Annotated in this window: 14 protein-coding genes and 6 pseudogenes (1 of these 20 running past the window's edge); 11 read left to right on the top strand and 9 right to left on the bottom strand. The window is 61.4% G+C overall.

What is annotated here, in order from left to right; all coding sequences use genetic code 11:
- Positions 1-59 precede the first annotated feature (59 nt).
- From METAC_RS0118480 to METAC_RS24480, 3 genes and pseudogenes are all read left to right on the top strand, one after another.
- Positions 60-1,106, top strand: coding sequence for a patatin-like phospholipase family protein (locus tag METAC_RS0118480; protein WP_026608153.1), 1,047 nt, complete (start codon positions 60-62; stop codon positions 1,104-1,106).
- A 3-nt stretch (positions 1,107-1,109) separates the two neighbouring features.
- On the top strand, positions 1,110-2,561 hold the full coding sequence (locus tag METAC_RS0118475) for a GntP family permease (protein ID WP_026608152.1): 1,452 nt from the start codon (positions 1,110-1,112) through the stop codon (positions 2,559-2,561).
- A 458-nt stretch (positions 2,562-3,019) separates the two neighbouring features.
- Positions 3,020-3,682 (top strand): annotated as a pseudogene (locus METAC_RS24480) (IS5 family transposase); the annotation flags it as partial.
- A 5-nt stretch (positions 3,683-3,687) separates the two neighbouring features.
- On the opposite strand, the pseudogene METAC_RS26590 reads toward METAC_RS24480, so the two are convergent.
- From METAC_RS26590 to METAC_RS0118440, 6 genes and pseudogenes are all read right to left on the bottom strand, one after another.
- Positions 3,688-3,885: pseudogene (locus METAC_RS26590) on the bottom strand (transposase); the annotation flags it as partial.
- The gene (locus tag METAC_RS0118465; RefSeq protein WP_026608151.1) at positions 3,852-4,073 is read right to left on the bottom strand and encodes a hypothetical protein; all 222 of its coding nucleotides are present in this window, start codon (positions 4,071-4,073) and stop codon (positions 3,852-3,854) included. The gene METAC_RS0118465 and the pseudogene METAC_RS26590, both read right to left, overlap by 34 nt.
- A gap of 96 nt (positions 4,074-4,169) precedes the next feature.
- Positions 4,170-4,349, bottom strand: coding sequence for a hypothetical protein (locus METAC_RS0118460; protein ID WP_026608150.1), 180 nt, complete (start codon positions 4,347-4,349; stop codon positions 4,170-4,172).
- On the bottom strand, positions 4,331-4,702 hold the full coding sequence (locus METAC_RS0118455) for a hypothetical protein (RefSeq protein WP_026608149.1): 372 nt from the start codon (positions 4,700-4,702) through the stop codon (positions 4,331-4,333). Before METAC_RS0118455 ends, METAC_RS0118460 begins: the two co-directional genes overlap by 19 nt.
- Positions 4,703-5,341 carry a hypothetical protein gene (locus METAC_RS0118450; RefSeq protein ID WP_156898275.1) on the bottom strand — a complete coding sequence of 213 codons (639 nt, stop codon included), beginning with the start codon at positions 5,339-5,341 and terminating at the stop codon, positions 4,703-4,705. It abuts the gene before it with no gap.
- Between the two features lie 139 nt (positions 5,342-5,480).
- Entirely contained in the window at positions 5,481-5,879 is a 399-nt protein-coding gene (locus METAC_RS0118440) for a hypothetical protein (RefSeq protein WP_026608147.1), read from the bottom strand.
- Positions 5,880-6,163: 284 nt separating this feature from the next.
- Here METAC_RS0118440 and METAC_RS27510 point away from each other — a divergent pair.
- Positions 6,164-6,355, top strand: a pseudogene (locus METAC_RS27510) (hypothetical protein); the annotation flags it as partial.
- 223 nt (positions 6,356-6,578) lie between these two features.
- Here the strand turns inward: METAC_RS27510 and METAC_RS0118425 are convergent.
- Positions 6,579-7,238, bottom strand: coding sequence for a hypothetical protein (locus tag METAC_RS0118425; RefSeq protein ID WP_026608146.1), 660 nt, complete (start codon positions 7,236-7,238; stop codon positions 6,579-6,581).
- 264 nt (positions 7,239-7,502) lie between these two features.
- Here METAC_RS0118425 and METAC_RS27230 point away from each other — a divergent pair.
- From METAC_RS27230 to METAC_RS25380, 3 genes and pseudogenes are all read left to right on the top strand, one after another.
- A pseudogene (locus tag METAC_RS27230) lies at positions 7,503-7,685 on the top strand (AbrB/MazE/SpoVT family DNA-binding domain-containing protein); the annotation flags it as partial.
- 265 nt (positions 7,686-7,950) lie between these two features.
- Positions 7,951-10,344 carry a type I secretion system permease/ATPase gene (locus METAC_RS27360; protein WP_084144050.1) on the top strand — a complete coding sequence of 798 codons (2,394 nt, stop codon included), beginning with the start codon at positions 7,951-7,953 and terminating at the stop codon, positions 10,342-10,344.
- A gap of 31 nt (positions 10,345-10,375) precedes the next feature.
- Positions 10,376-18,751 carry a beta strand repeat-containing protein gene (locus METAC_RS25380; protein ID WP_425338939.1) on the top strand — a complete coding sequence of 2,792 codons (8,376 nt, stop codon included), beginning with the start codon at positions 10,376-10,378 and terminating at the stop codon, positions 18,749-18,751.
- A 152-nt stretch (positions 18,752-18,903) separates the two neighbouring features.
- Here METAC_RS25380 and METAC_RS24460 read toward each other — a convergent pair.
- Positions 18,904-19,008: pseudogene (locus METAC_RS24460) on the bottom strand (IS21-like element helper ATPase IstB); the annotation flags it as partial.
- A 127-nt stretch (positions 19,009-19,135) separates the two neighbouring features.
- Between METAC_RS24460 and tnpA the strand changes: the two are divergent.
- The 3 genes from tnpA (at position 19,136) to tnpC (ending at position 21,975) form a co-directional block, all read left to right on the top strand.
- The gene (gene tnpA, locus METAC_RS27505) at positions 19,136-20,023 is read left to right on the top strand and encodes an IS66 family insertion sequence element accessory protein TnpA (RefSeq protein WP_026607564.1); all 888 of its coding nucleotides are present in this window, start codon (positions 19,136-19,138) and stop codon (positions 20,021-20,023) included.
- The gene (tnpB, locus tag METAC_RS0118400; protein WP_026607565.1) at positions 20,020-20,373 is read left to right on the top strand and encodes an IS66 family insertion sequence element accessory protein TnpB; all 354 of its coding nucleotides are present in this window, start codon (positions 20,020-20,022) and stop codon (positions 20,371-20,373) included. Before tnpA ends, tnpB begins: the two co-directional genes overlap by 4 nt.
- A 72-nt stretch (positions 20,374-20,445) precedes the next feature.
- Positions 20,446-21,975 carry an IS66 family transposase gene (gene tnpC / locus METAC_RS0118395; protein ID WP_026607566.1) on the top strand — a complete coding sequence of 510 codons (1,530 nt, stop codon included), beginning with the start codon at positions 20,446-20,448 and terminating at the stop codon, positions 21,973-21,975.
- On the opposite strand, the pseudogene istA reads toward tnpC, so the two are convergent.
- Positions 21,965-23,467, bottom strand: a pseudogene (istA, locus tag METAC_RS24450) (IS21 family transposase). The gene tnpC and the pseudogene istA overlap by 11 nt on opposite strands.
- A gap of 81 nt (positions 23,468-23,548) precedes the next feature.
- Here istA and METAC_RS0118385 point away from each other — a divergent pair.
- Positions 23,549-24,481, top strand: partial view of an ISL3 family transposase gene (locus METAC_RS0118385; protein ID WP_026606791.1) — the 5' portion only. Its footprint extends 621 nt past the window's final position; 933 of the gene's 1,554 nt are visible here — the first part of the coding sequence; the start codon lies at positions 23,549-23,551; its stop codon lies beyond the right edge, outside the window.

Genomic DNA, 24,481 nt, shown 5'->3' with positions numbered 1-24,481 from the left:
TACTGGATTATATCTCTACCTCTCGTGACGCTTGGTTGCGATGAGCGTCGTGAGGCCGGATGCCGATAGAAGCCGCTGACGCCCCCTTTTCACGCGATCCCCTCCTCATCGATCTGGCCTTGCAAGGCGGCGGCGCGCATGGCGCCTTCACCTGGGGCGTGCTCGACCGTCTTCTGGAGGAGCCCTGGCTCCAAATCGACGGCATTTCGGGCACCTCGGCCGGCGCGATGAACGCCGCGGCGCTCGTCGACGGCCACGCCAAAGGCGGCGCCGCCGGCGCGCGGGAGGCGCTCGAATGTTTCTGGCGGCGCGTCGCCGAGGCAGGCCGCTTCAGTCCGTTCCGGCGCGGCCCGCTCGATATTCTGCTCGGCCGCTGGACGCTCGACTCCTCCCCGATCTATGTCGGCATGGACCTCCTGTCCCGCCTGCTGTCGCCCTATGACTTGAATCCAAGAGGCGCCAATCCGCTGCGCGAGATCCTCGCCGAGCTCATCGATTTCGACCGGCTAGCGCAGGCGCCCATCAAGCTCTTCATCACGGCCACCAATGTCCGCACCGGCCGGGGCCATGTGTTCAAGAACGACGCCGTCACCGCCGACGTCCTGCTCGCCTCGGCCTGCCTGCCCACGATGTTCCAGGCCGTGGAAATCGACGGCGAGCCCTATTGGGACGGCGGCTATTCCGGCAATCCCACGCTCACCCCTTTGATCCGCGAGTGCAAATCGCAAGACACCATTCTCGTTCAGATCAATCCGGTCGAGCGCAAGGAGCCTCCGCGCACGGCGTCGGACATTTTGAACCGGCTGAACGAAGTGTCCTTCAACGCCGTCCTTTTGAAAGAGCTGCGCATGATGGCGCTGCTCCAGCGCGTCGCCGATCCTGGCGACAGCGAGGGCGCGCTTTGGGCGAATATGCGCATCCACCGCATCGCAAGCGAGATCATGACCGAGCTCGGCGCCTCCTCTAAGCTCAATGCGGAATGGGAGTTTTTCACCATGCTGCGCGACGAGGGCCGGAAATCGGCGCAGGCGTTCCTCGCGGCCCATGGCGGAGATCTCGGCCGCCACTCGACGCTCGACATCGACAATTTGCTCGAAAGGGTCTGACGCATGGGACTTCTCGGCATCCTTATCGCCCTCGCCCTTCTGATCTTTCTCGCCTATCGGGGCTGGAGCGTGCTTTTGCTCGCGCCCGCCGCCGCGCTTCTGGCCGCCGGGCTGGCGAGAGAGCCGCTGCTCGCGAGCTGGACGCAGATATTCATGGGCAGCGCGGCCCGTTTCGTCATGCAATTCTTCCCGATCTTTCTGCTCGGCGCGCTGTTCGGCAAGCTCATGGAGGATAGCGGCTCGGTCTCCTCCATCGCCCGCTTCATGACCGAGCGCCTCGGCGCCAAGCGGGCGATCCTCGCCGTGGTTCTGGCCGGCGCCTTCGTCACCTATGGCGGCGTCAGCCTGTTCGTCGCCTTTTTCGTGATCGCGCCCATGGCCCATGCGCTGTTCAAGACGGCGGGGATTCCAAAGCGGCTCATGCCGGCGGCGATCATGCTCGGCGCCTCTACCTTCACCATGTCGGCCCTGCCCGGAACGCCGGCGATCCAGAACGCGATCCCCATGCCCTTCTTCGGCACGACGCCCTTCGCGGCGCCGGGCCTCGGCGTGATCGCCTCGATCATCATGCTGGGCTTGGGCCTTTGGTGGCTCGCCCGCGCAGAAGCGCGCGCGCGGGCCAATGGCGAGGGCTATGGCGGCGACACGGATTCGGAAACGTCAGCAGCGGATGATCTGCTCGTCCGCGAGCGGGCGACCACCGCCGCCGCCTTCGATCCCGCCGAGATCGCCCATAGCGCGGAATGTGCGCGGACGCCGCACGTCGCGCTCGCGGCGCTGCCGCTCATCGTCGTCGTCGCCGTCAATCTCGTCATGTCCTTCTTTGTGTTGCCGCGCCTCAACGCCTCCTATCTCGCAGACCCGGCTTGGGGCGCGACGTCGCTTTCCGCCGTCGGCGGTGTCTGGGCCGTGCTGACCGCGCTCGCCGCGGCGATCGCCGTTCTCGTCGCCATAAATTTCCCGCGGCTGCCCTCGCTCCGGGCGACGATGGACGCCGGCGCCAACGCCGCCGCCCTCCCCGTGCTCAATGTCGCGAGCCTCGTCGGCTTCGGCTCGGTGGTGGCGGCGCTGCCCGCTTTCACCCTGGTGCGCGACTGGGTGCTAGGCATCGAGGGCGGCCCGTTGGTTTCTCTTGCGGTCGCGACCAATGTTCTCGCCGCGCTCACCGGCTCCGCCTCGGGCGGCCTCACCATCGCGCTAGACGCGCTCGGCGCCTCCTACATGAACATCGCCGTCGAGCATGCGATCAATCCCGCGCTCATGCACCGCATCGCGGTGATCGGCGCCGGCACGCTCGACATGCTCCCGCATAATGGCGCCGTCGTCACCGTGCTCGCGGTCTGCGGCGCGAGCCATCGCGAAAGCTATTTCGACATAGTCATGGTGGGGATCGTAGGCTCGATCGTCGCCCTCGCCGCCGTGATCGGGCTCGGGACGCTGTTTGGATCTTTTTGAGCGTATTCCGATCCAATGGGATTGTTGGATCGACAAGAATTGACACACGCATCGGTATCTGAACACGCTCCGGGAGCGGGCTCATGGAGCCGCCTTCCTGCACCGGAAACGAACGAAGGGCGATAACTCAGTTCGAATTTCTCCTTTCGGCCCCCAAGCTCGTCATTCTAAGCCTAGTTTCCAACTCCCAGAAGCTGTCATTCACTAGTTGGGTGCCGCCTGCATCACGCCCGATCCTGCCGTTGCACAGAACAACGTCCGAATTCCAAGCGGTGGACTTTGTTCTAGGCGACGGCGTCGGCTTGGGTCGTAACCAGTCATTGGATTGATGATGGAGTTGAGTCACAAGGAAACATACGAGCCGTATTGCGCCGTCCCGAGCCATCTAGGCCCCAGCTGTGCTCAGAGTCCGTTTGAGCATGGTTGAGGGATCTTGGGCGGCGTGATTCAAGACCGGGATGTGGACCCGAGCGAATCGCGCCGAAATAGCGGCTATCGAGAAGAAAGCCAAACGTTATCCGACCGATCTGACCGATGAGGAGTGGGAGCGGATCGAGCCTTTCCTGCTCCTCCCGGCGAGGAAGCGGCGTAAGACCTCGGTCGACCTGCGCGAGGTCTTGAACGCGATCCGCTACATCGCCCGCGCCGGCTGCGGCTGGCGCATGCTGCCGAGGGATTTTCCGCCCTGGCAAACCGTCTATTGGTGGTTTCGCCGCTTCATGCGCCGCTTTCTGTCCGAGACGATCCATGATGTGGCGCTGATGATCGACCGCGAGCGCGCCGGACGGGAGGCGAGCCCTTCGGCGGGCGTTGTCGACAGCCAATCGGTCAAAGCCCCGGCGGCCGAAACTCGAGGCTACGACGCCGGCAAGAAGATCAAGGGACGCAAGCGTCACATCGCCGTAGATACAGATGGGAGGCGGCTCATGATCAATCTGACGACTGCGGACATCTCTGACTCTGCCGGCGCGCAGCAAATTCTCGACGCCATTCGCAAGCGCTGGCCGTGGGTCAGGCATTTGTTCGCCGATGGCGCCTACGACCGACGAAAGCTCATGGACAAAGCGGCGTTCAAAGATTTCGTCATCGAGATCGTGAGGCGCATCGAAAGCGATCCGGGGCCAGCGTCCGACATCACCCGCCGCAACCGGGCGTTCTCCAGCTCCAATTCCTTCAGCCGCTTGACCTGGTCGCTCTTCAGGCCGCCGTACTCCGCGCGCCAACGGAAATAGGTCGTCTCCGTCCCTGCGATTGTCTTCACCGCCTCGGCGATCGATTTGCCCTGCGCCGTCAGGACATCAACCTGACGCAGCTTGGCGACGATCTCGCTTGGGTGTCCTCCGCGGCTTCGTCCTCAGGCAAATTGCCGCTCCAGATCGGACCGCCGTCAACAACGGTCGGCTGCCATTTGGAATCGGGGCGATCGCCGAGACGGCGCAGCCGGTCCTCCTGGAACATGCCTTCCTTGAAAGGACGGTCGAAGCTCGCCAGCGTATTGGCGTTAAGGCCCATTTTGCGCAGGCCGAGCTAGGTCAAGCCGATCGCCGTGCAACACGGATCGTTGCCGTCCGAATCGGTGATCGCCGCGACGCTGGTCAAGGCCTTGAGTCAGGCGCGGCCGCCCGCGGCCGGGTCGTTGCGCCAGCCGAACTCCAGGAACAAGGCGCGGCAGACAGGCGCGTCGGAAAAGCCGCTGACGACAAGCCCCTGCGTGTTCGTATCATGCGGCGAAGCGAGCCGCCATCTGGCGGGATCGGCTTTGGGCGCGCTCACAGGTCGCTGATCCATTGCTCGGCCTCCTCGTCGGTCATTGTGGTGTGACGAAGTCCGAGCGCGATGCGGCAATTGCGCTCGATCTGTTCGGTCGTGAGATCCTTGTAGGCGCTGTACCAGAAGTGGCTGACAGCCATGGAATGGCGCGCCCATTCCTTGAATTGGCACCCCTGACTCGCGCCCTCAAAGAGGAGAAAGCGGGCTGACGGAAAGCCGACGCCGCAGCTCCAGGCGAGCGTCAGGCCGACATGGGCCTTTTCGATAAAATCATCGAGATAGCTCTCCCAGGTCTGGTCGAAATTGGAAAAGAACATCAGGCGCGACTTGTTGTTCACCATCGCCCAATGTGCGAAATGAATGGTGCGCATCTATCCCAGATAGCCGTCGCGCGCGGTGACCCGCAACAGCAGGCCCAGGCCGAGATGCCCGGCGCGGATAAGGATCGCGCGCAAGATTCCCGGCTTTATCAGCACGATCGAGCCCATATGGTTCTGCGGGATCCAATCCTCGCGCTGCGCCATCGCCCGGAGCAATTTCGGATCGACACGCGGCGCGTTCTGAGAACAATCGGCGCGTTCGAGCGAACGCAGCCAAACGAGCGCTCCCATCACGGTCGCCGGCACGCCCAGCAAACCGAGCGCCAGCCACATGACCAAAGTGGACCAGGCCTCCACGAAGTCGCGGCCAGTGAGCAGCTGGGACAAAGACAAGCCGATGAGGCTGGTGACCGCGCAATAGAGCGCCGCGAACATGACGATCGACGGCAGTTGGGCGAAAAGGAATTTCGGGACGTCGAAACGCGTCGGCGTCTCCGTGCCGGGCAAGGGATCCGCGATCCGTTTCAGCCACGCCGCCAAAACCACGAAGAGAATGAGGACCAGCACGAAATAGCCCGGGCTCGGTATGAACAGAGCGAGCGCAAGGCCGGGCAAGGACGGCGCGAAAATCGGCCCCACTAGGGTCTGGACCCGTAAACTGGTTGGCATGAGGCGTGGGGTGTGATTCACGGTTTCCGAAAGGAAAACCGATGACTCTCGAGCAATTTTGGCTGACGGGCGCGCAGTTTGCGAAGATTGCGCCGCATCTTCCGACCGATACCCGCGACAACGCGGCGTCACGGACTAGCGTATTCGGCGGCTGACGACATTATTCGGGGTCGCGCAAATCGAGGCGCCTCGTTTCAATCCCTGCTGCTGTGGGGTCGCATCGCGGCAAATTGTCAGCCTTTTGGTCGAAATCATGCCGGATCGATGCACGCCAAAATACGAGCGCATTCTCGTCAAAATGGCGACCCTGGTCGCTTGCGCCAGTGACGACCGAGGGGAGCAGCAGCCGTTCAGTAGCGTGCCGGTCGAGGCGGATCGACAGCGTCAGCAGCTCAACGCCGACTTGCGCGACCTTGGTGCGGCTCCCTCGACTCCAGTAACGGTTTTGAGCGACGGCACCGACGGCCCACGTTTTCTCGGTGGGTCCGCAAGCCCGGGTCCGACGCGTCACGTTTTGGACAGGTTCCATCTTTCGATGCGAGTCCAGCACGTTGCGCAAACGGCAAGAAGCTGCCACGTGAGGCCGACGAGGATCTACACCACGGTGTTGTTGCTTAGGAAGAAGATTGAACGAGTCCGCTGGCGGCTATGGCATAGCCGCCCCAGGCGGCTCTTCACCCGATCGACGAGATTTTGGAGGACCTCGAGACGCCAAAGCGCCAAATCCTGCTGACTGCAGCCTACCTCGAGAAGCTCACTGGCGTCCTGCGAGATCTTGAGACTTACGCGACCGGGCAATTCACCTCGGTCATAAATTATGCCGCCGCTCGGCACGCGGCTGAGCCAATTGCGACGGCTCAAACCGAGAGCGCCGTTCGAAGGCTGCTACATCGGCGGATGACGGCAAAACAGCAAATGCGCTGGTCGCCACGGGGAGCGCACGTCATACTCAAAGTTCGCACCGCCGTCATGAACGGAACATTTGAACGAAACCATATCGCTCTAGGGGCGCTGACCAGCTACCCAATATCCTAGGCCGGTTAGCACCCCCGAGTTTGAGACGGTCTCAGCATCACATGTCCGACAAAAGCTCCTTCGGATATTTCAAGGATGCCAAAACCAACGAGCTTTTCAGCGATGATCTCGGCGGAAGGCTCAATTGCGCTTGCAAGCCTAGCCCATTCATGGGCGAGCAAATCGAGTTCAGAGCCTTCGAGTTCGGACAGCGACGGATCATCGTCGGCTTCAGGATAGACGTTCAGTGCGGGGATTTGCAGAGCGCCATGGCGCACGACATGCCGATAGATAGCCGCTGCGCAGCGCGCTCCGGATTGGCGAATCCTCTGCCCGACCTGGCGAACCCCGTTGCGACTTCGAGGGCTCCATCGTCGAGCGGCGTCAGCGGGCCCGCGATAACGAAATTCCCGCTCGGAAGCGGGCAAAGCCGCTCGGCATTGGACAAACCCACCGCAGCCGCCGGGATCTCGTCGGCAAGAATTGAAAAAGCTTCGCAGGTGACCAAATCTTCGACGCGGTGCAAACCCTGGCGTTCTGGAGAACTAATCCGCAAGATTCGGAAGCTGGCCTGTTTCAGTGCCTCCAGCGCGGCTCTTGCTTCGCCGTCGGCGGACTTGCGCCGCCTGGCCAGCCGATCAATCGCCGTGGTGCCGGTGAATGAGGGCGCGAAGGTCGCGATCTCCAAAGCGCGCAAAAGGGCTTCGGCGACGGCGTCGACGCTCCTTGGATCGTCGGGATCGAGGTCGGGCCCCCCGAGCCACTGATAGGCGGTCTCCTCAACCTTTGATCGCGCGGCGAAACTCATGGCTTCGACGCAAAGCTCGGCGATCAATTCCTCCAAGCGCCGGGCGTATTGCAGGGGATCTTGCGCCTCGGCGGTTTTCGCGCGCTTTGTGGCCACCTACGTCCCTCCTCGAGAAAGGAGATTTCGCGAATCTAGCACTGGACCGCCGTCGTCGAGGTCTACGGCCTCCGCTTATCCACCAAAACTCATTCGCCCAACCGGGCGCAGCGGGAGGCCGCCGACTGCAATTAGGTCGCATCAACCAATCGGCGCCTTGTGGAGTCGTCGATGTCCCAACGAATTTGAGCCCTTTTCGGGCGACGCCCGTCTTCCCGTGCACTACGGTAACGCCATCTTGAGATTTAGCATCACAGGCGCGAGATGGCGGCGACGGTCACAAGCAAGGGACCGGTCACGATCCCGAAGCCGGTGCGGGATCTGCTTGGTGTCGAACCGGGCAGCAGGGTCGATTGTAAGCAGCGGCCGAGCCGCTTCGCGCGCCTGCGCGGTCACGCAGGCAAGGTGTTTTCCACCGACGCCATCATGGCGTTGACTCGGATGGAGAGGCGAGCGACATGTAGGCACGTTGCTTCGTTCTCTATCCTGTTCGTAGGACCGTCAAGTCCGCCCGCCTGTCGAAGTTTGAAAACAAAAATGAATCAATAACCTGGCTTTTAAGACGTGGCCTACGCCGCAACAGCTTTGGGCGTTGAAGTTTTTTTATAAAGCTAAGATCAAGCCTATTTCGCATCGCGTGTAATTGAGCTATATAGCAAGCTTATAGCTTCATTGACTGCACTTTTCAATTTTGCTGATTTGGGATTTTTCCGTGACAGCACGGAGCAAAAAAGCCGCCGACGCTTGGCCGTTGGCCGACGACGAACAGGCCGATAGCGGACTTTCATCACTGTGGCTGGTCGCTTCCGTCCTCGGTGCTCGTCTCGACGTCAATCGGATGCGCCACGAGCATATTTCTTTCGGCGACAAGGCCAAAGCCGAGGATCTGGTCCGGATCGCACGCTCGGAAGGTCTAAAGGCGCGATGGACGAAAGCGGCCGTCCGCCGCCTTACAAGCTTACCATTGCCCGCTATCGCCGCGGCCAAGGACGGTTCGTTCTTCGTCATCGCGCGCGCAGTCGAGGGCAAGGCGCTGGTCGCCGAGGCCGGTCAGCCTCCCGCGGAATGGTCGCTCGATCAACTTGAGCAGGCCTGGGCCGGGGATGTCATTCTTGTAGCCAAGCGCGAGCCATTGGGCGGCGACGCCCTGCGCTTCGGCCTTGCCTGGTTTTTGCCGGTCGTCAAAAGCTTTCGGAACGTTCTGGCTGAGGTGCTGCTGATATCGGTCTTTATTCAACTGATCGGGCTTGTCGCGCCATTGTTTTTTCAGGTCGTGATCGACAAGGTGCTGGTTCACCGCGGTCTTGCCACTTTGGAAGTGCTGGTGATCGGCCTCGTCGTCGTCAACATCGGCGATATCAGCCTCAACTGGTTACGCACCTACGCCTTCGCTCATACGACGAGCCGCATGGATGCCATCCTCGGTTCGTTACTGTTCAAGCATCTGATCGCGCTGCCAATCAGCTATTTCGAGAACCGAGCCACAGGTCAGACCGTAGCCCGGGTTCGCGAACTGGAAAATGTGCGTCAATTCATCACCTCCTCGGCGCTTACCCTTGTCATTGATGTGTTGTTCGGATTCATCTTTCTCGCCGTCATGTTCTATTACAGCCCGTCGCTGACGCTTATCGTTGTGCTGTCAATTCCGTGTTACGCGATAATTTCCGTCGCGGTGACGCCCGGCCTCCAGGCTCGCGTCAAGGAGAAATTTCATCGCGGCGCCGCTAATCAATCGCTGCTGGTCGAGAGCCTCTCGGGGATGCAAACGCTGAAAGCCATGGCGGTCGAGCCGCAGATGCGGCAGCGTTGGGAGCAACAGCTCGCCGCCTATATCAGCGCGTCTTTGAAAGTCGTCACCCTCGGCGCGGGCGGCGCGCAGCTCGTGGCGCTCGTAAACAAGCTTGCCACAGCCGCCATCCTATGGTTTGGAGCGCGCGCAGTCATCGACAACACGATGACGATCGGTGAGCTCGTCGCCTTCAACATGCTCGCCGCGCAGATCAGCGCGCCGGTCTTGCGGCTCGCGCAGCTTTGGCAGGACTTTCAGCAATTCAAATTGTCGATCGACCGTCTCGGCGACATTATCAACACGCCCACAGAGAACCACGCCGCTGCCGCCAAGCTGGACCTGCCGCCGATCCAAGGGCGCGTCTCTTTTGACTCCATACTCTTCCGCTATAAGCCCGGCGGCCAGGAGGTCCTGCGCGATCTTTCGCTCGATATTGCGGCCGGCGAAGTGGTCGGCATTGTCGGCCGGTCCGGCTCAGGCAAATCGACCTTGACCAAGCTTTTGCAGCGGCTTTATGCGCCGGAGCGCGGCCGCATTCTTGTGGATGGGGTCGACATCGGCCTGCTCGATCCCTCCTGGTTGCGCCGCCAAATCGGCGTGGTCCTGCAGGAAAATATGCTTTTCAACCGGGCTGTCCGTGAAAATATAGCGCTCGCCAACCCAGCGCTGGCGCTGGAAGATGTAATCCGATGCGCCGAGCTCGCAGGTGCGCATGAATTCATTCTCGAGCTGCCGCATGGTTATGACACGATCTTGGAGGAGCGCGGCGCAAATCTTTCCGGCGGACAGCGGCAGCGGATCGCGATTGCGCGCGCGCTCGTCACCAATCCGCGCATATTGATTTTCGACGAGGCGACGTCGGCGCTCGATTACGAGTCTGAGCAAATCATCCAAGCCAATATGCGCTCAATTTGCAAAGGCCGCACGGTTCTGATCGTCGCCCATCGCTTATCGACCGTGCGCCACGCAGATCGAATTCTGGTGCTGGAGCGCGGCCAATTGGCGGAGGCCGGCAGCCATGAGGCTCTTATGCAGGCGAATGGGGTTTGGAGCTGGAACTTCGGCGGCGAGCGCGGCGGCGACGAGCGGCAATGGCCTGGCGCCGTCCAGTGTCGATTCAACCGGTACTGTCACCTTAGGCCCAACGCAGATCGACGGCTATGCACCGCCGGGCGGCGACGGGATGCAGACGCCGGCGCAGCTCGATGTCGGCGGGAGCTATCTGACTTACGCCGGCGCGACGGCGCCCACACAGAGCGGCTCCGCCGCCTCCGCGCCCGCCGACCAGCTTACCCCCGTTGGCCTGACGGCGCCTGATTCAATCGCGCCATCCATCGATCAATCCAATGTGGATTGGGCAAGCTTCAACAATGACATTGCCGCGCAGAACGCGCAATTGGATCAAATCTACAATTCCATTGATTTCGGCGGGGCCGGCGGGGCCAGCGGCACCAATGACTTCAACTACCCTTCCTACGCCGACAACACGGGCGGCTACGGCGGGGGCGGCGGCTACGGCGGGGGCGGCGGGGGCGGCGGGGGCTACTACGGCCCAATCGTACTCGATCTCGCCGGCAATGGCGTGAAGATCACGCCGCTCAGCTCGTCCAACACATTCTTCGACATGGCGGGCGACGGCTATCAGCACCGCACCGCCTGGGCCGGGGCGGGCAATGGCGTGCTCGTGCTTGATCTCACTGGGTCCGGCCAGATCACCCAGCAGAACCAGGTCGTCTTCACCGATTGGGACCCGACCGCCAAGACCGACATGCAGGCGCTGCTTGATGTGTTCGACACGAACCATGACGGCAAGCTCGACGCCGGCGACGCGGATTTCGCCGCTTTCAAGATCCTTGTCACCAATGCCGATGGCACGCAAACGCTGGAGACCCTGGCGCAGGCCGGTGTCGCCTCGATCAATCTGACCGCCGACTCGACCAGCCAAACATTTTCCGACGGATCGTCGATCGACGGCGAAACGACCTTCACCCGCACCAATGGCGCGACAGGTACGGCGGCCACCGTATCCTTCGCCTATGATTCCAATGGCTATGCGATCAAATCGACGACCACGCATAATGCCGACGGCTCGACGATCATCGACAACAAGGCGCTAAACCCGGACGGGAGCCTCGCCAATGAGACGATCTCGACCACGTCCGCCAATGGTCTCTCCAAGACCATCACTTTCGACCAGAACGGCGACGGAATCAGCGATCAGACGCAAACCGACGCGACCGTGGTCAACGCCGACGGCAGCAAGATCGAGACGCTGACCGACTCAACCAGCGCCGGCGTCCTCATCGATCGAACGGTCACGGCGACGAGCGCCAATGGCAAGACAGTCACGATCCAGCGCGATTTCAATGCCGATGGCCTTATCGATCAGACCGAGGTCGACGTCACAAACGCGGACGGCAGCAAATCCGTCACGCTGACCGACCTCAACCCGGACGGGTCGACCAGGGACAAGAGCCTCACCACGGTGAGCGCCAATGGCCTGACGCGCACCGTTCAAACCGATTTCAACGGCGACGGCGTCTATGATCTGACCACGGTCGACGCCACAGTGGTCAACGCCGACAATAGCCGGACCGAAACCGTCACCGACGCGAACGCCAATGGCTCGCTGAAGGATAAAACCGTCACGACCACGAGCGCGGACGGGCGCTCCAAGACGATTCAGATCGACGCCAATGGCGACGGCGTTTATGACCTGACCCAAACATCGTCGATCGTCGTCAATGCGGACAGCAGCACGACGACGACGCAGACCGATCGCAACGCCGACGGATCGCTTCGCGACAAGACGATCACGACGATCAGCGCGAATGGATTGTCGACCACGACACAGAGCGACGCAACCGGCGACGGCGTTATTGATTTCACTAGGACCGACGCGACGGTTGTGAACGCCGACAGCAGCCGCACCGAGACCGTGACGGATACGAACGCCAATGGCTCGCTGCGCGACAAGACCGTTACGGTAAAAGCGGCGGATGGCCGATCGCGCACGATTCAAAGCGATTCGAATGGCGACGGCGTCTTCGATCGGGTCGAAGCCATCGCTGTCGCGGCCAATGGCTCGAGCGTCGATACGGCGTCGGATTTCAGCCCGAACGGCGCCTTGATCGACAAGACCATCACGACGACGAGCGCCGACGGCCTGACTAAAACGGTCCAATCTGATTTGAATGGCGACGGGGTCATTGATCTGACCGTGGTTTCGACCACGGTGAAGAATGCGGACGGCAGTTCGACGGAGACGACAAGCGCGCAGAACGGCAATGGATCTCTGCGAAACAAGACTGTCGTCACGACGAGCGCCAACGGCCTCTCGGCGACGACGCAGACCGATTTAAACGGCGATGGAAGTTTCGACGTCACGACCACGGACGTGACCGTCGTGAACGCCGACGGCAGCCGGACCGAGACCGTCGCTGATAAGAGCGCAAATGGCGCGTTGCTGGACCAGACGGTGACGACCACCAGCGCCGACCGCAAAACCGTGACCACTACGCGCGACTTGAACGGCGATGGCGCGGTTGACCAGAAGGAGACCGTCGTCGAGCCCCTCAATGGCAACACGATCGATACGGTCTCGGATCTCAACCCGGATGGATCGCTGCGCGATCAGACCGTGACGACGACCAGCGCGACGGGATTGTCGACAACGACGCAGACCGACGCCAATGGCGATGGGACCTTCGATCTCACGACGACCGATGTGACGGTCCTCAACGCCGACGGAAGCCGGACCGAGACTGTCACGGACAAGAACGCCAATGGCTCCGAACGCGATCAGACCGTCGCGACGACCAGCGCGACGGGATTGTCGACGACGACGCAGACCGACGCCAATGGCGACGGGACCTTCGATCTCACGACGACCGATGTGACGGTCCTCAACGCCGACGGGAGCCAGACCGAAACCGTTACGGACAAGAGCGCCAACGGATCGGAGCGCGACCAGACCGTCACGACCACCAGCGCCAATGGCCTTTCGAAAACGGGGAAGACGGATCTGAATGGCGATGAGACCTTCGATCTCACGACCACCGATGTGACCGTTCTCAATGCTGACGGCAGCACCACCGAGACCGTGACCGATGCGACCGCCAACGGGACGGTTCTGGATAAAATCACTGTGACGACCGCGGCGAATAGCGTCTCCAAAACGACCCAGTCCGAGCCGAATGGCGGCGGCGCGTTCAATCTGACGACGACCGACGTGACGATTCTCAACGCCGACGGCAGTCACACCGAGACCGTCACCGATCTGAACGCGAATGGTTCGAAGCGCGACCAAACGATCACGACGACGAGCGCCAATGGTCTTGCGACGACGGTGACAAAAGATCTGAGCGGGGACGGCGCCGTCGATCTCACGACCACGGATGTCTCCGTTTTCAACGCCGACGGCAGCGTCACGCAAACCTATAAGGATTATGTCGGTTCGTCATTGAGCGACTCAAAGACGGTCGTCACGAGCGCGGATGGCAGAGCGATTGCGACCTCTCGCGACCTGAACGGCGATGGGACTATCGACGTGACGACGACGGACGCCACCGTTTTGAACGCGGATGGCAGCCAGGTCGAGACTGTGACGGACAAGAATTTCAATGGCTCCCTGCGCGACAAGACCGTCACGACGACAAGCGCCGATCAAAAAACCGTCAGCGTTACGCGGGACGTGAATGGCGATGGCGTGATCGACCAGACTGAGGTCATTGCGATCCAGAGCAATGGGAGCAAAGTCGATACGATTTCCGATCTCAACGCCAATGGAAGCTTGAAGGACAAGAAGATCACGACGACGAGCGCCAATGGTTTGTCGACGATGGTCCAACTCGACACGAATGGCGACGGCGTCATTGACGAAACGGAGACTGACCTCACTGTCCTCAATGCGGATGGCAGCCGAACCGAAACCTTCACGGATTACAATGGGGGAACAGCCGGCAGCGTGAAGGATCGGATCGTCACGACGACGAGCGCCAATGGCCTCTCAAAGACCATGCAAAGGAGCGGGGCGAATGGCCTTGCTTCCATCGCGGCGACGGCGACGGACGTTACCGCCCTCAACGCCGACGGTTCGCAGACGGAGACGATTGCCGATCGTAGTTCGAGCGGCGCTTTGTTGGACCAGTCGGTCATTACGACGAGCGCCAGCGGCCTGTCCAAAACCATCCAGCTCGATGTCAATGGCGACGGAACATTCGATAGAACTGATCAGATCGTCCAAGGACTCGATGGAAGCAAAACCGAGACATTGACGATCTTGAATCCGTCCGGCGCGGCTCTGTTGGAAAATGACATTCTGACGACCAGCGCCGACGGTCGGACCCAGTCGCTGCAGCGGGACACGAATGGTGACGGCGTTTTCGATCATTTCGAAACGACCGTCATAAATTCGGACGGGAGCACGACGGACACGATCACCGATACGACTGCAAGCGGAGCTCTCAAGGACAAGATCGTCACCACGACCTCGACGAACGGTCTGTCGAAGACCGTTGCGATGGATACCAACGGCGATGGCCTGGTGGATCTGACCCAGACGAGCAATACGGTCATCAACGTGAACGGTTCTCGCGTTGTGACGGTTTCCGACCTCAATAGCAATGGCTCGCTGCGGGACAAGACAGTTACGTCGATCAGCGCCAACGGCCTCACAAAGACAGCGCAGACCGACGCCAATGGAGATGGGACCTTTGATGAGACGCAAACGGACGCCAAAGTCCTGAACGCGGACGGCAGCTCAACCGAAACGCTCACCGATATCTATGCCGATGGGTCCTTGAAAGACAAGACCGTCACGACGACGAGCGCCAATGGTCTTTCGACATTGATTCAAGTCGACAGCAACGGCGACGGCGTGATCGATCGAGGCGATTCGATCTTGGTCGCCGCGGATGGCTCCAAGACTGACACCGTGAGCTATTACAATTCCAATGGGTCGCTGAATTCGTCGGTCACGACCACGACGAGTTTCGACGGGCGAACCATCACGGTCCAGCCGAGTACCACAGCCCCGACGGCGACGACAATCGTCGCCGACGCCAATGGCAGCTATGCGTCGTCAACGAGGACGTATTCGAATTCGAATTCAGCCGGCTCCTTTTATAATTTGAACTTCATATCCCATACTATTGACGCCAACAACGTCGATACTTGGGCGGTGAGCGATCAATTGGAACAGGATGGCGCAAATGGCTCAGTGACTTATTATACTCAAGATAGCTATTCGGCAACAATAAGCCTCGCAACAGAAAATGCCGATATTGCGATTGCCGAACGCATGTATGACACCCTTCTGAATCGAAGCATGACAACAAAGGAAACCGAATATTTAGTTAAGTATATCACGAACGGCGTCCTTAATTCCACGCTACTGGCTACCGATTTGATGGCCTCCACGGAGTTCACGCAGAAATACGGCAGCCTGTCAAATATTGACTTCATCGAGCAAATCTATCAAAACGCCTATGGTCGCTCGGCCTCCACATCAGACCTATCCAATCTGCTGTCACAGCTCAACTCGGGAGCATTGACCCGAGCCGCTCTTGCCGTCACCGTCTCCGAAAGCGCCGAGCATCTGGCCGATGGAAATGCTCACCAAGTCACCAATAATTCCTCGCTTGCGCTGGGGGCCGCGCTTTCGACCGACCACACAACAGACAAGGTGCAGGCCGCCGATATTGTCGCCGACCTGTTTGACGCGGCTCTTGATCGAGGGCCGACCGCGGCTGAGCTGACGACCTATACCCAACAATTGCTGACCGGCCAGGACACTGCCTCGCAAATCGCCAATGAGCTTATCACACTGGCGGAATTCACGACAAAATATGGTTCCCTGAGTAACTCGGATTTCATCAGCCAGCTTTACGTCAACACCCTCGGTCGTCCGCCTCAGGCCGCGGAATTGCAGTCCTGGTTGTCCGCTTTGAACGCGGGGACGCTTTCGCGCGCCGATCTGGTCGCGGCCTTTGCCGCGAGCCCAGACCATTTGGCGGCCGGAAATGGGCATTCGACGTCTTTGACCCTGACTGGGACAAGCAACACGGTTCATGCAAGCGGCCTCGCCCTGACGTTCGCCACAGGAGCCAGCGGAACCGTGACCAGCAATTCAAACACTGTCACGTTGACCTCAAATACCAACGTCGCCGTGACGGGTGTTAGCGATCCCGTCACTGTGACCGAAGCTGGGAACGCTTTGTCGATAGGCTCCGCCACCATCACCGTGGCGAGCGGCGGAGGGGTCGCGGTGACCGGTTCGTCCGATACGGTGAATGCGTCGTCGAACGCGACCATAGCGGTGACCGGCAATTTGGATACGATCACGGCGACGGGGACGGCCGACGCGATCGACGTAACGGGCGGATACGTCACCGGTTATTGGACCGGCTATGTTTGGGTCACGGTCGACGACTCAGACGTCGTGAACGCGAGCAACGCGTCGGTCAAGATCGAGAGCGGCAGCACGGTCAAAACCAACGGATCAAGCGACGCGATCACCCTGACCAGCAACGATTCGGCGACGATCACGGGTTCGAGCAACGCGATCGATGTGACAGGCGCCGGCAATACTTTGAACGTGTCGAGCGCCGCCATCACGGTCGAATCCGGCGCTGGCGCAACGATTACTGGCAACAATAATACGATCACGGAGAAGGCGAACGCCAAAGTGACGATCAGCGGCTCCGGCGACAATGTCGACGTCGTTGGGGCGGGCGCATCCGTTAGTTTCGCTGGCGGGCTTATCACCATCGAGTCCGGCGCTTCGGCGACCGTCGCAGGCAATGGTACGTCGATCACCGAGAAATCGAATGGCGGCGTGACAGCGACGGGAACCAGCGATACGTTGACTGTGACCGGCGCCGGCGACACGGCGTCGATAGGCTCCGCCACGATCACCGTGGCGAGCGGCGGAGGGGTCGCGGTGACCGGTTCGTCCGATACGGTGAACGCGTCGTCGAACGCGACCATAGCGGCGACCGGCAATTTGGATACGATCACGGCGACGGGGACGGCCGACGCGATCGACGTAACGGGCGGATACGTCACCGGTTATTGGACCGGCTATGTTTGGGTCACGGTCGACGACTCAGACGTCGCGAACGCGAGCAACGCGTCGATCAAGACCGAGAGCGGCAGCACGGTCAAGATCAACGGATCAAGCGACGCGATCACCCTGACCAGCAACGATTCGGCGACGATCACGGGTTCGAGCAACGCGATCGATGTGACAGGCGCCGGCAATACTTTGAACGTGTCGAGCGCCGCCATCACGGTCGAATCCGGCGCTGGCGCAACGATTACTGGCAACAATAATACGATCACGGAGAAGGCGAACGCCAAAGTGACGATCAGCGGCTCCGGCGACAATGTCGACGTCGTTGGGGCGGGCGCATCCGTTAGTTTCGCTGGCGGGCTTATCACCATCGAGTCCGGCGCTTCGGCGACCGTCGCAGGCAATGGTACGTCGATCACCGAGAAATCGAATGGCGGCGTGACAGCGACGGGAACCAGCGATACGTTGACTGTGACCGGCGCCGGCGACACGGCGTCGATAAACTCCGCCACGATCACCGTGGCGAGCGGCGGAGGGGTCGCGGTGACCGGTTCGTCCGATACGGTGAACGCGTCGTCGAACGCGACCATAGCGGCGACCGGCAATTTGGATACGATCACGGCGACGGGGACGGCCGACGCGATCGACGTGAGCGGTGGATATATCACAGGCTATTCGACCGGCTATTATTGGGTCACGGTCGACGACTCGGACATCGTGAACGCGAGCAACGCGTCGATCAAGATCGAAAGCGGCAGCACGGTCAAAACCAACGGATCAAGCGACGCGATCACCCTGACGACCAACGATTCGGCGACGATCACGGGTTCGAGCAACGCGATCGACGTAAAGGGAACAGGGAATGCGCTTTCGGTCAGCAATGCGACCATTGTAGTCGAAGTGGGCGCATCGGTCACGATTACGGGCAGCAACGACTCGATCAAGATGCTGGGCAATGGCATGGTGACAGCGACTGGGTCCGGCATGTCAGCGGATGCTTTCGGAGTCGGCAACACGATTTCGATCGCCAGTGGAAGCGTCAAGGACGAGGCGGGCGCCGGGGTCGCCGTCAATGGCAATTCGAACACGATCAGCATTGGGTCGAACGTCGCCAGCGTCATCACCAGTTCAAGCAACATTCTCAACGTAAGCGGCGTGAATAGCCTTATCTCAATGTCGTCCGGTTCGGCGAATCTTGCCGCAAACAGCTCAGTCGCCATCATCGGTTCATCGAACGTCATTAGCGGAGCCGCCAATGATGCAATTCTGATCAGGGGATCGTCGGATAGCGTCACTGTGGCGGGTAGCGGCGCTTATGTCGGAGCAAGTGGAACCGGCGACGCCATTTCGATCAGCAACGGCTTGGCGCAGATCGGAGCTGGGACCAAGGCCACCGTCACCGGCTCGAGCAATCAGGTCTTGGCGACCCTGAATGACCAGCTGACCGTCACAGGGGCGTCGAACACAGTTGCGCAAACTGGAACCGGCAACCAGTTCGCGCTGAGCGGCGCCAACACGGCGCTTATCTCTCAGGCTTCGCAGCTCGTGAATGCGATGGCTTCGTTTGCTTCCCCGGATTTGGCCGCGCTCACGCTCCCGGTTTCCATCCAGAACAATCAGCCGATCAACCTCGCTGCCAATCTTCACTGATGGTCGACGGCAGTGGAGATTGGCGTGAAGAATGAATTGACGAAGCAAATCTGACGCTCGCCAAGCGCAGAGCATGACGACGCATGGGGGGATAGCCTTGTTTTTGTAGGCGCGAGGTCGTCTGCGTTGGCGATTTTGCCGGCATTTGACGCCTCATGCTGCCTCTTGATGCCGGTCGACATTACCTCGTCGTAGGCCGACCTCATGCCGAAGAACTTGAGTTCTCCCATGAGATCAAAGAGCTGCGTGCGTTCCATCAAGCCGTTCTCCTCAACTGATCGTAGCGGGGGCAGTCGGCGAGCGTAAGCGTCCGGTTCTCGCACATCGAATTGGGGGTGCGTTGGCGGTCCATTTCGGGTTCCTTCGTGCATTGGAGGATCTCCGGTGGCGTCGAAACATTTTGAGAACAAAGCTCGGCAGGCGTGGTGGTCGGTCCACATCGAGGCATGGCAGCGGAGCGGCCTCGACCGGACCAAATATTGTCGCCAGCATCGGTTGACGAAGCATACGTTCGATCGCTGGCTGCGGTATCTGGAAGGCGAGGAAGCCGCACGTAAAGCGAGGGAACTCCCGCAAGAACAGCGTCGTCAGCGCCGCCGTCGAGGCGCCTCTCCGCTGTGCACGTCGAAGCGGTCGACCGCCGTCCAGGCGTTCTGGGCGATGCATGTCGAAGCGCTGAACTGGAGCGGATTGGCCGCCGCCCATTACGCCGCCGCGCATCGGATCTCGGCCCACAGTCTGCGCCGCTGGCGCGATCTGCTGGAGTCCGGCGAGGTGGAGGTCGACTGGCGCGCCCGTCTTCATCCGAGCGCCCGCCCGCCAATAAGCACTAGTGCTAAGGGTAGTGCTAACGATTGCGCGGCCGAATCCGGCTTGACAGCCGCATCGGACGATGATCCGCGGACGCCAGAAAAGCAAACCCGCCGCAGCTTCAGCGCAGAAGAAAAGCTGGCGATCGTGCTGGAAGCCGAACGCGCCGGCGAGACGGTATCGTCGGTCGCACGGCGGCATGGCGTGGTTGCTAGCATGTTGTTCCGGTGGCGCGCCGACCTCAGCTTCGGCAAGAACAAACGCGCGAAGCTGGCAGCTGTGAAAATGGCCGATGGCCAGACCAGCACATTGGCTGCGCCGCTTGTGCTGCATAATCTGTTGCAGCCGCCCGACGGCATGACGGCAGTCGAACTGGGTGACGGGCGTCGCGTCTTCGCGCCGATCGGCAGCGATCCGGAAGCCGTCCGGCAGCACGTTCTCAACCGGGAGGCGGCGCGATGATGATCATTCCGGCCGGCGTGAAGGTGCATCTGGCGCTGGGCTACACCGACATGAGGAAGGGCATGGACGGGCTCGCGATGCTGGTTCAGGATACGCTGAAGAAGGATCCGTTCTCGGGCCATCTGTTCGCCTTCCGGGGAAAGAGGGCGCAGATAATCAAGATCCTTTTCTGGGACGGAAACGGAATGTGTCTGTTCACCAAACGGCTCGATCAGGGCGGGTTCGCATGGCCCCGGATGGCAGGCTTCGAAGGCTCCATTACTCTGTCTCCAGCACAACTCGCCATGCTGATCGAAGGCATCGACTGGCGCATTCCCGAGCGCGTCTGGAGACCGGCGATCGCCGGTTGAAAAAGTGCCAAATCCCGAGCCGCTCAAGGCACTATTGCTTGGGAAACAAGGCGCCTTGAAGTAGAATCGGGCATGCGGCTCGATCTCGAAAACCTGCCCTCCGACGTGGACCTCCTGCACCGGCTCGTGCGCGAGATGGCGAGCGTCGTCGAGAGCCGCGATGGCGAGATCGAACGTCTCCAGTCCATCATCAAGAAGCTCCAGCGGGCGCAGTTCGGCCGCCGTTCCGAACGCCTTGATCCCGATCAGCTGGCGCTCGCGCTGGAAGACCTCGACAGCGACATCGCCCGCATCCGGGAGAGCCGTCCGAGCATCGAGAAGCAACCATCCGAGCGGCCATCCCATCGCAAGCCGCTGCCCGATCATCTGCCGCGCGAGGACGTTCTGCTCGACATCGGCGACGCGGTTTGTGCGTGCTGCGGCGGCGTGCTCCATGCGATGGGCGAGAGCGTCAGCGAGATGCTCGACTGGGTTCCGGCGCAGCTTCGCGTGATCCGCGTCACCCGCCCGAAATATGCATGCCGTGTCTGCGAGACGGTGGCGCAGGCGCCCGCGCCGGAGCGACTGATCGCAGGGGGCCTGGCGACGCCGGCGCTGATCGCGCAGGTGTTGATCGCCAAATATTGCGATCACACGCCGCTCTATCGGCAGTCGCAAATCTTCGCCCGGCATGGCGTCGATCTGGCGCGTTCGACGCTGGCCGGATGGGTCGGCGGCGCCTGCTGGTGGCTCGAAGCTCTGCACGAGCGGCTGTGCAAGAACGTGTTCGCCTCCGACCATCTCTTTGCCGACGACACGCCGGTTCCGGTGCTCGATCCGGGCCGCGGACGCACCAAGACGGGGCGGCTGTGGGTCTACTCGCGTGAGCAACGGCCGTGGGCCGGACCCGAGCCGCCAGCGGCGGTCTATCTGTTCGCACCCGACCGCAAGGCTGAACGGCCGGCGTCGCATCTCGAGCGCTTCAAGGGCGTGCTGCATGTCGACGGCTATGCCGGCTTCGAGCGATTGGCCGCCAACGGCGACATCGCGCTCGCCGCCTGCTGGGCGCATACGAGGCGCAAGTTCTACGAAGTCGCCGAGGCTACGGACTCGCCCGTGGCGGCCGAGGCTTTGCGCCGGATCGGCGAAATCTATGCCGTCGAGGCGGAGGTGCGCGGACAGTCGCCGGCGCATCGGTTCGCGGCCCGAAGGGGCCGATCGAAGCCTGTCGTCGATGCCCTGCGCGCCTGGCTGGAAGCCCAGCTTCCGCGCATCCCTGGACGAAGCACGTTGGCCGAGGCGATCCGCTACGCGCTCTCGCGTTGGGATGGCCTGACCCGATTCCTGCACGACGGCCGCGTCGAACTCGACACCAATCCGGTCGAACGCGCGATCCGTCCCGTGGCGCTCGGCCGCAAGAATCATCTGTTCGCCGGCAGCGATGGCGGCGGCGACCGTTGGGCGATCGTCTGCTCGCTGATCGAATCCGCCAAGCTCAATGGCGTCGAACCCTACGCCTACCTCGCCAACGTGCTCCAGAGCATGGTCAATGGACATCCCATCAACCGGCTCGACGAACTGCTGCCGTGGGCCTGGAAAGCCGGAAATCCTGTCAAGACCTGACGTCATGTGCAAACTCCGGACGCGTACCGGCGAGCGGCATGTGCCGCAGTTTCAGCGCCTCGGGCGTGTGGATCGCCGGCGGCGGCGGGGGCTCGCGGCGGCGAGCGAGAATGTTGAGAATGACGTCGGCGGAATGGACGCCCTGGCTCAGGCCGTCGGCGCAGGCGGCCTCCACGGCGGGGTCAACCCGTCCTCGAGCACGGCGACAAGAACCTTGACCATCTGCCGGTCGCCGTCGTCGCTGCCGACGAGCTTGCGCCGCACGCGTTCAATCGCTCCCGGCAACACCCAGTCCCTGAACGGCGCGCCATTCCTCAGAGCGCCGGGCTTGCGCACGAGGACTGGCACGTAATGCCAGGGATTGAAGATCGTCGCGCCGCGTTTGTAGGCGCGAGCATGTTCGGCGACGACGCACCCCTTTTGTCGAATGACGATGCGGCTGTGGCATAGGCGTGGATGTCGACGGGAGCGCCGACGGCGCTCGCATTGACCGAGTATTTGTGATTGTCGAACCGCGCGAGGCAGGTCTTCGAGACCGAGGCCGTCACCTCGTGGAATCCATCAAAGCGTCGGCGATAAGGCACGAGCTTCGGACGCTCTTCCTCGAACACCTCCCAGACCGTCTCGTCCGCGATCTCGGGATGCCTATGCGCCTTGGCGAAGGCGACGCATTTGTCGAGGAGTCTGGCGTTCATCTCGTCATAGCTCTTGAATCGTAGGCGAGGCGTGAAGAACCGCTCCCGCGCCAGACCACAACCTGGTTTTCGACCTGGCCTTTCTCCCAGCCGGACGCCGGCGTGCAGGCGACCGGTTCGACGAGATGATGACTGCACATTTGCGCGAAGCGGCGATTGAACTTGCGCTCCTTGCCGACGAAAATCGTCTCGACCGCGGTCTTCATGTTGTCATAAATGCCGCGCGCGCAGGAGCCCTTGAAGAAGGAGAGGGCGCGCTCATGCGCGTCGAAAACCATCTCCTGCGTCTCGCGCGGATAGGCGCGAACGAACATCATGCGGCTGTGGCACAGGCACATGTGGGCGACCTTCACGGTCGTCGTCACGCCGTCGAGCAAGACGATCTCGTGGCCCCAGTCAAACTGATAGGCTACGCCCGGATCGAAGCTGAGCGGGACATAGGCGCTGGCCGCCAGCGCTCCATGCTCACCGCGCCATTTGCGCGCGTAGCGACGCGCGGCGTCATAGCCGCCCTCGTAGCTAAGCCCGCGCAAATCCTCGAAAATCCGGATCAGAGTCAGCCGCTCTCGCGCCGGCTTCTCGACATTCGTCTTTAGCAAATCATCGAGCTTGGCGGACCAAAGCCCGAGTTTCGGCTGCGGTTGAACGTCGCGCTCGTAAACAAACGACGTCTCCTCCGAGCGCACCGCCTTAAGGACAGCGTTCCTCGAAACGCCCAGATCACGAGCAATCTCCTTGATCGTCTTGCCCTTGACGAAATGCTCCCGCCGGATCTGGCCAATCGTCTCCACAATCATATGGGGGGCACATTTGGGGTCTGACTCACATTTGATGCAGTTGAGGCGCCGATTGCGGTGATTCCGCTGGGGAATCACCACATGCTAACTTTTCGCGCCGGTTCCTTCCTTCCCAATGGCTTTGTCGTGCAGGACATTCTCTGCGAACCGGGCCAGACCACCGTTGTCGTGAAGCACGAGAGCGTCGGCAGCATCTGTCCGTCTTGCAATAAGCCGTCCCGGCGCGTTCACAGCCGCTATCGGCGGTCGGCGATGGATCTGCCGCTCTGCGGTCGCCGCATGCGGCTGACAATCATAGCGCGGCGGTTCCGGTGCGCCACGGCGCTCTGTGGACGGCAGATATTTGCAGAGCGGTTTCCGGACGATGTGCTGGCTCCAGGAGCGCGGCGCACTGGACGGCTCGATTGCCTTGTCCATCATCTGGGACTGGCGCTCGGCGGCCGACCAGCGGCCAGTTTCGCCAAGCGTCTCGTCATGCCGGTCAGCAACGACACGCTGCTGCGGGTAGTCCGGCGCCGCGCGCGTGTTCCCGTGGAGCCGTTGAGCGTCATCGGCATCGACGATTGGGCGTGGCGGCGGAATCATCGCTACGGAACCATCGTGTGCGATCTTGAGAGGCGCCGTCCGGTTATCCTCCTGCCGGATCGCGAGCAGGCGACGGCCGAAGCCTGGCTTGCCGACCACTCCGGGATCGCCATCGTGGCGCGTGATCGCGGCGGCGGGTATGGCGAAGCTGTCGCCAAGGCGTTGCCCAACGCCATTCAGGTCGCCGACCGTTGGCATCTGATGTCCAACGCCAGTCAGGGCTTCCTCGCAGCCGTTCGCAAATCTATGCGCGAGATCCGCAGCGTCATTGGCGCGACCACGATCAATCCCGAGCTCCTGACCTGCGCCGAGCGGATCCAGTACGAAGGTTATCTACGTCGCGAGGAGACCAACGCAGCCATTCTGGCGCTCTCGGCAAGCGGCATGCCGCTCAAGAAGATCGCCCGTCAGACGGGCTATCATCGGCAG

The sequence above is a fragment of the Methylocapsa acidiphila B2 genome (assembly GCF_000427445.1).
Taxonomy (GTDB): domain Bacteria; phylum Pseudomonadota; class Alphaproteobacteria; order Rhizobiales; family Beijerinckiaceae; genus Methylocapsa; species Methylocapsa acidiphila.
The sequence above is the reverse complement of the archived record's forward strand: the minus strand, read 5'-3'. Positions and strand labels throughout refer to the sequence as shown.

Excerpts from the sequence above, each read along its gene's own strand:
- METAC_RS0118480 (WP_026608153.1), top strand. The coding sequence starts at position 60 with ATGCCGATAGAAGCCGCTGACGCCCCCTTTTCACGCGATCCCCTCCTC.
- METAC_RS0118475 (WP_026608152.1), top strand. The coding sequence starts at position 1,110 with ATGGGACTTCTCGGCATCCTTATCGCCCTCGCCCTTCTGATCTTTCTC.
- METAC_RS0118465 (WP_026608151.1), bottom strand. The coding sequence starts at position 4,073 with ATGGGCCTTAACGCCAATACGCTGGCGAGCTTCGACCGTCCTTTCAAG.
- METAC_RS0118460 (WP_026608150.1), bottom strand. The coding sequence starts at position 4,349 with ATGGATCAGCGACCTGTGAGCGCGCCCAAAGCCGATCCCGCCAGATGG.
- METAC_RS0118455 (WP_026608149.1), bottom strand. The coding sequence starts at position 4,702 with ATGCGCACCATTCATTTCGCACATTGGGCGATGGTGAACAACAAGTCG.
- tnpB (WP_026607565.1), top strand. The coding sequence starts at position 20,020 with ATGATGATCATTCCGGCCGGCGTGAAGGTGCATCTGGCGCTGGGCTAC.
- tnpC (WP_026607566.1), top strand. The coding sequence starts at position 20,446 with ATGCGGCTCGATCTCGAAAACCTGCCCTCCGACGTGGACCTCCTGCAC.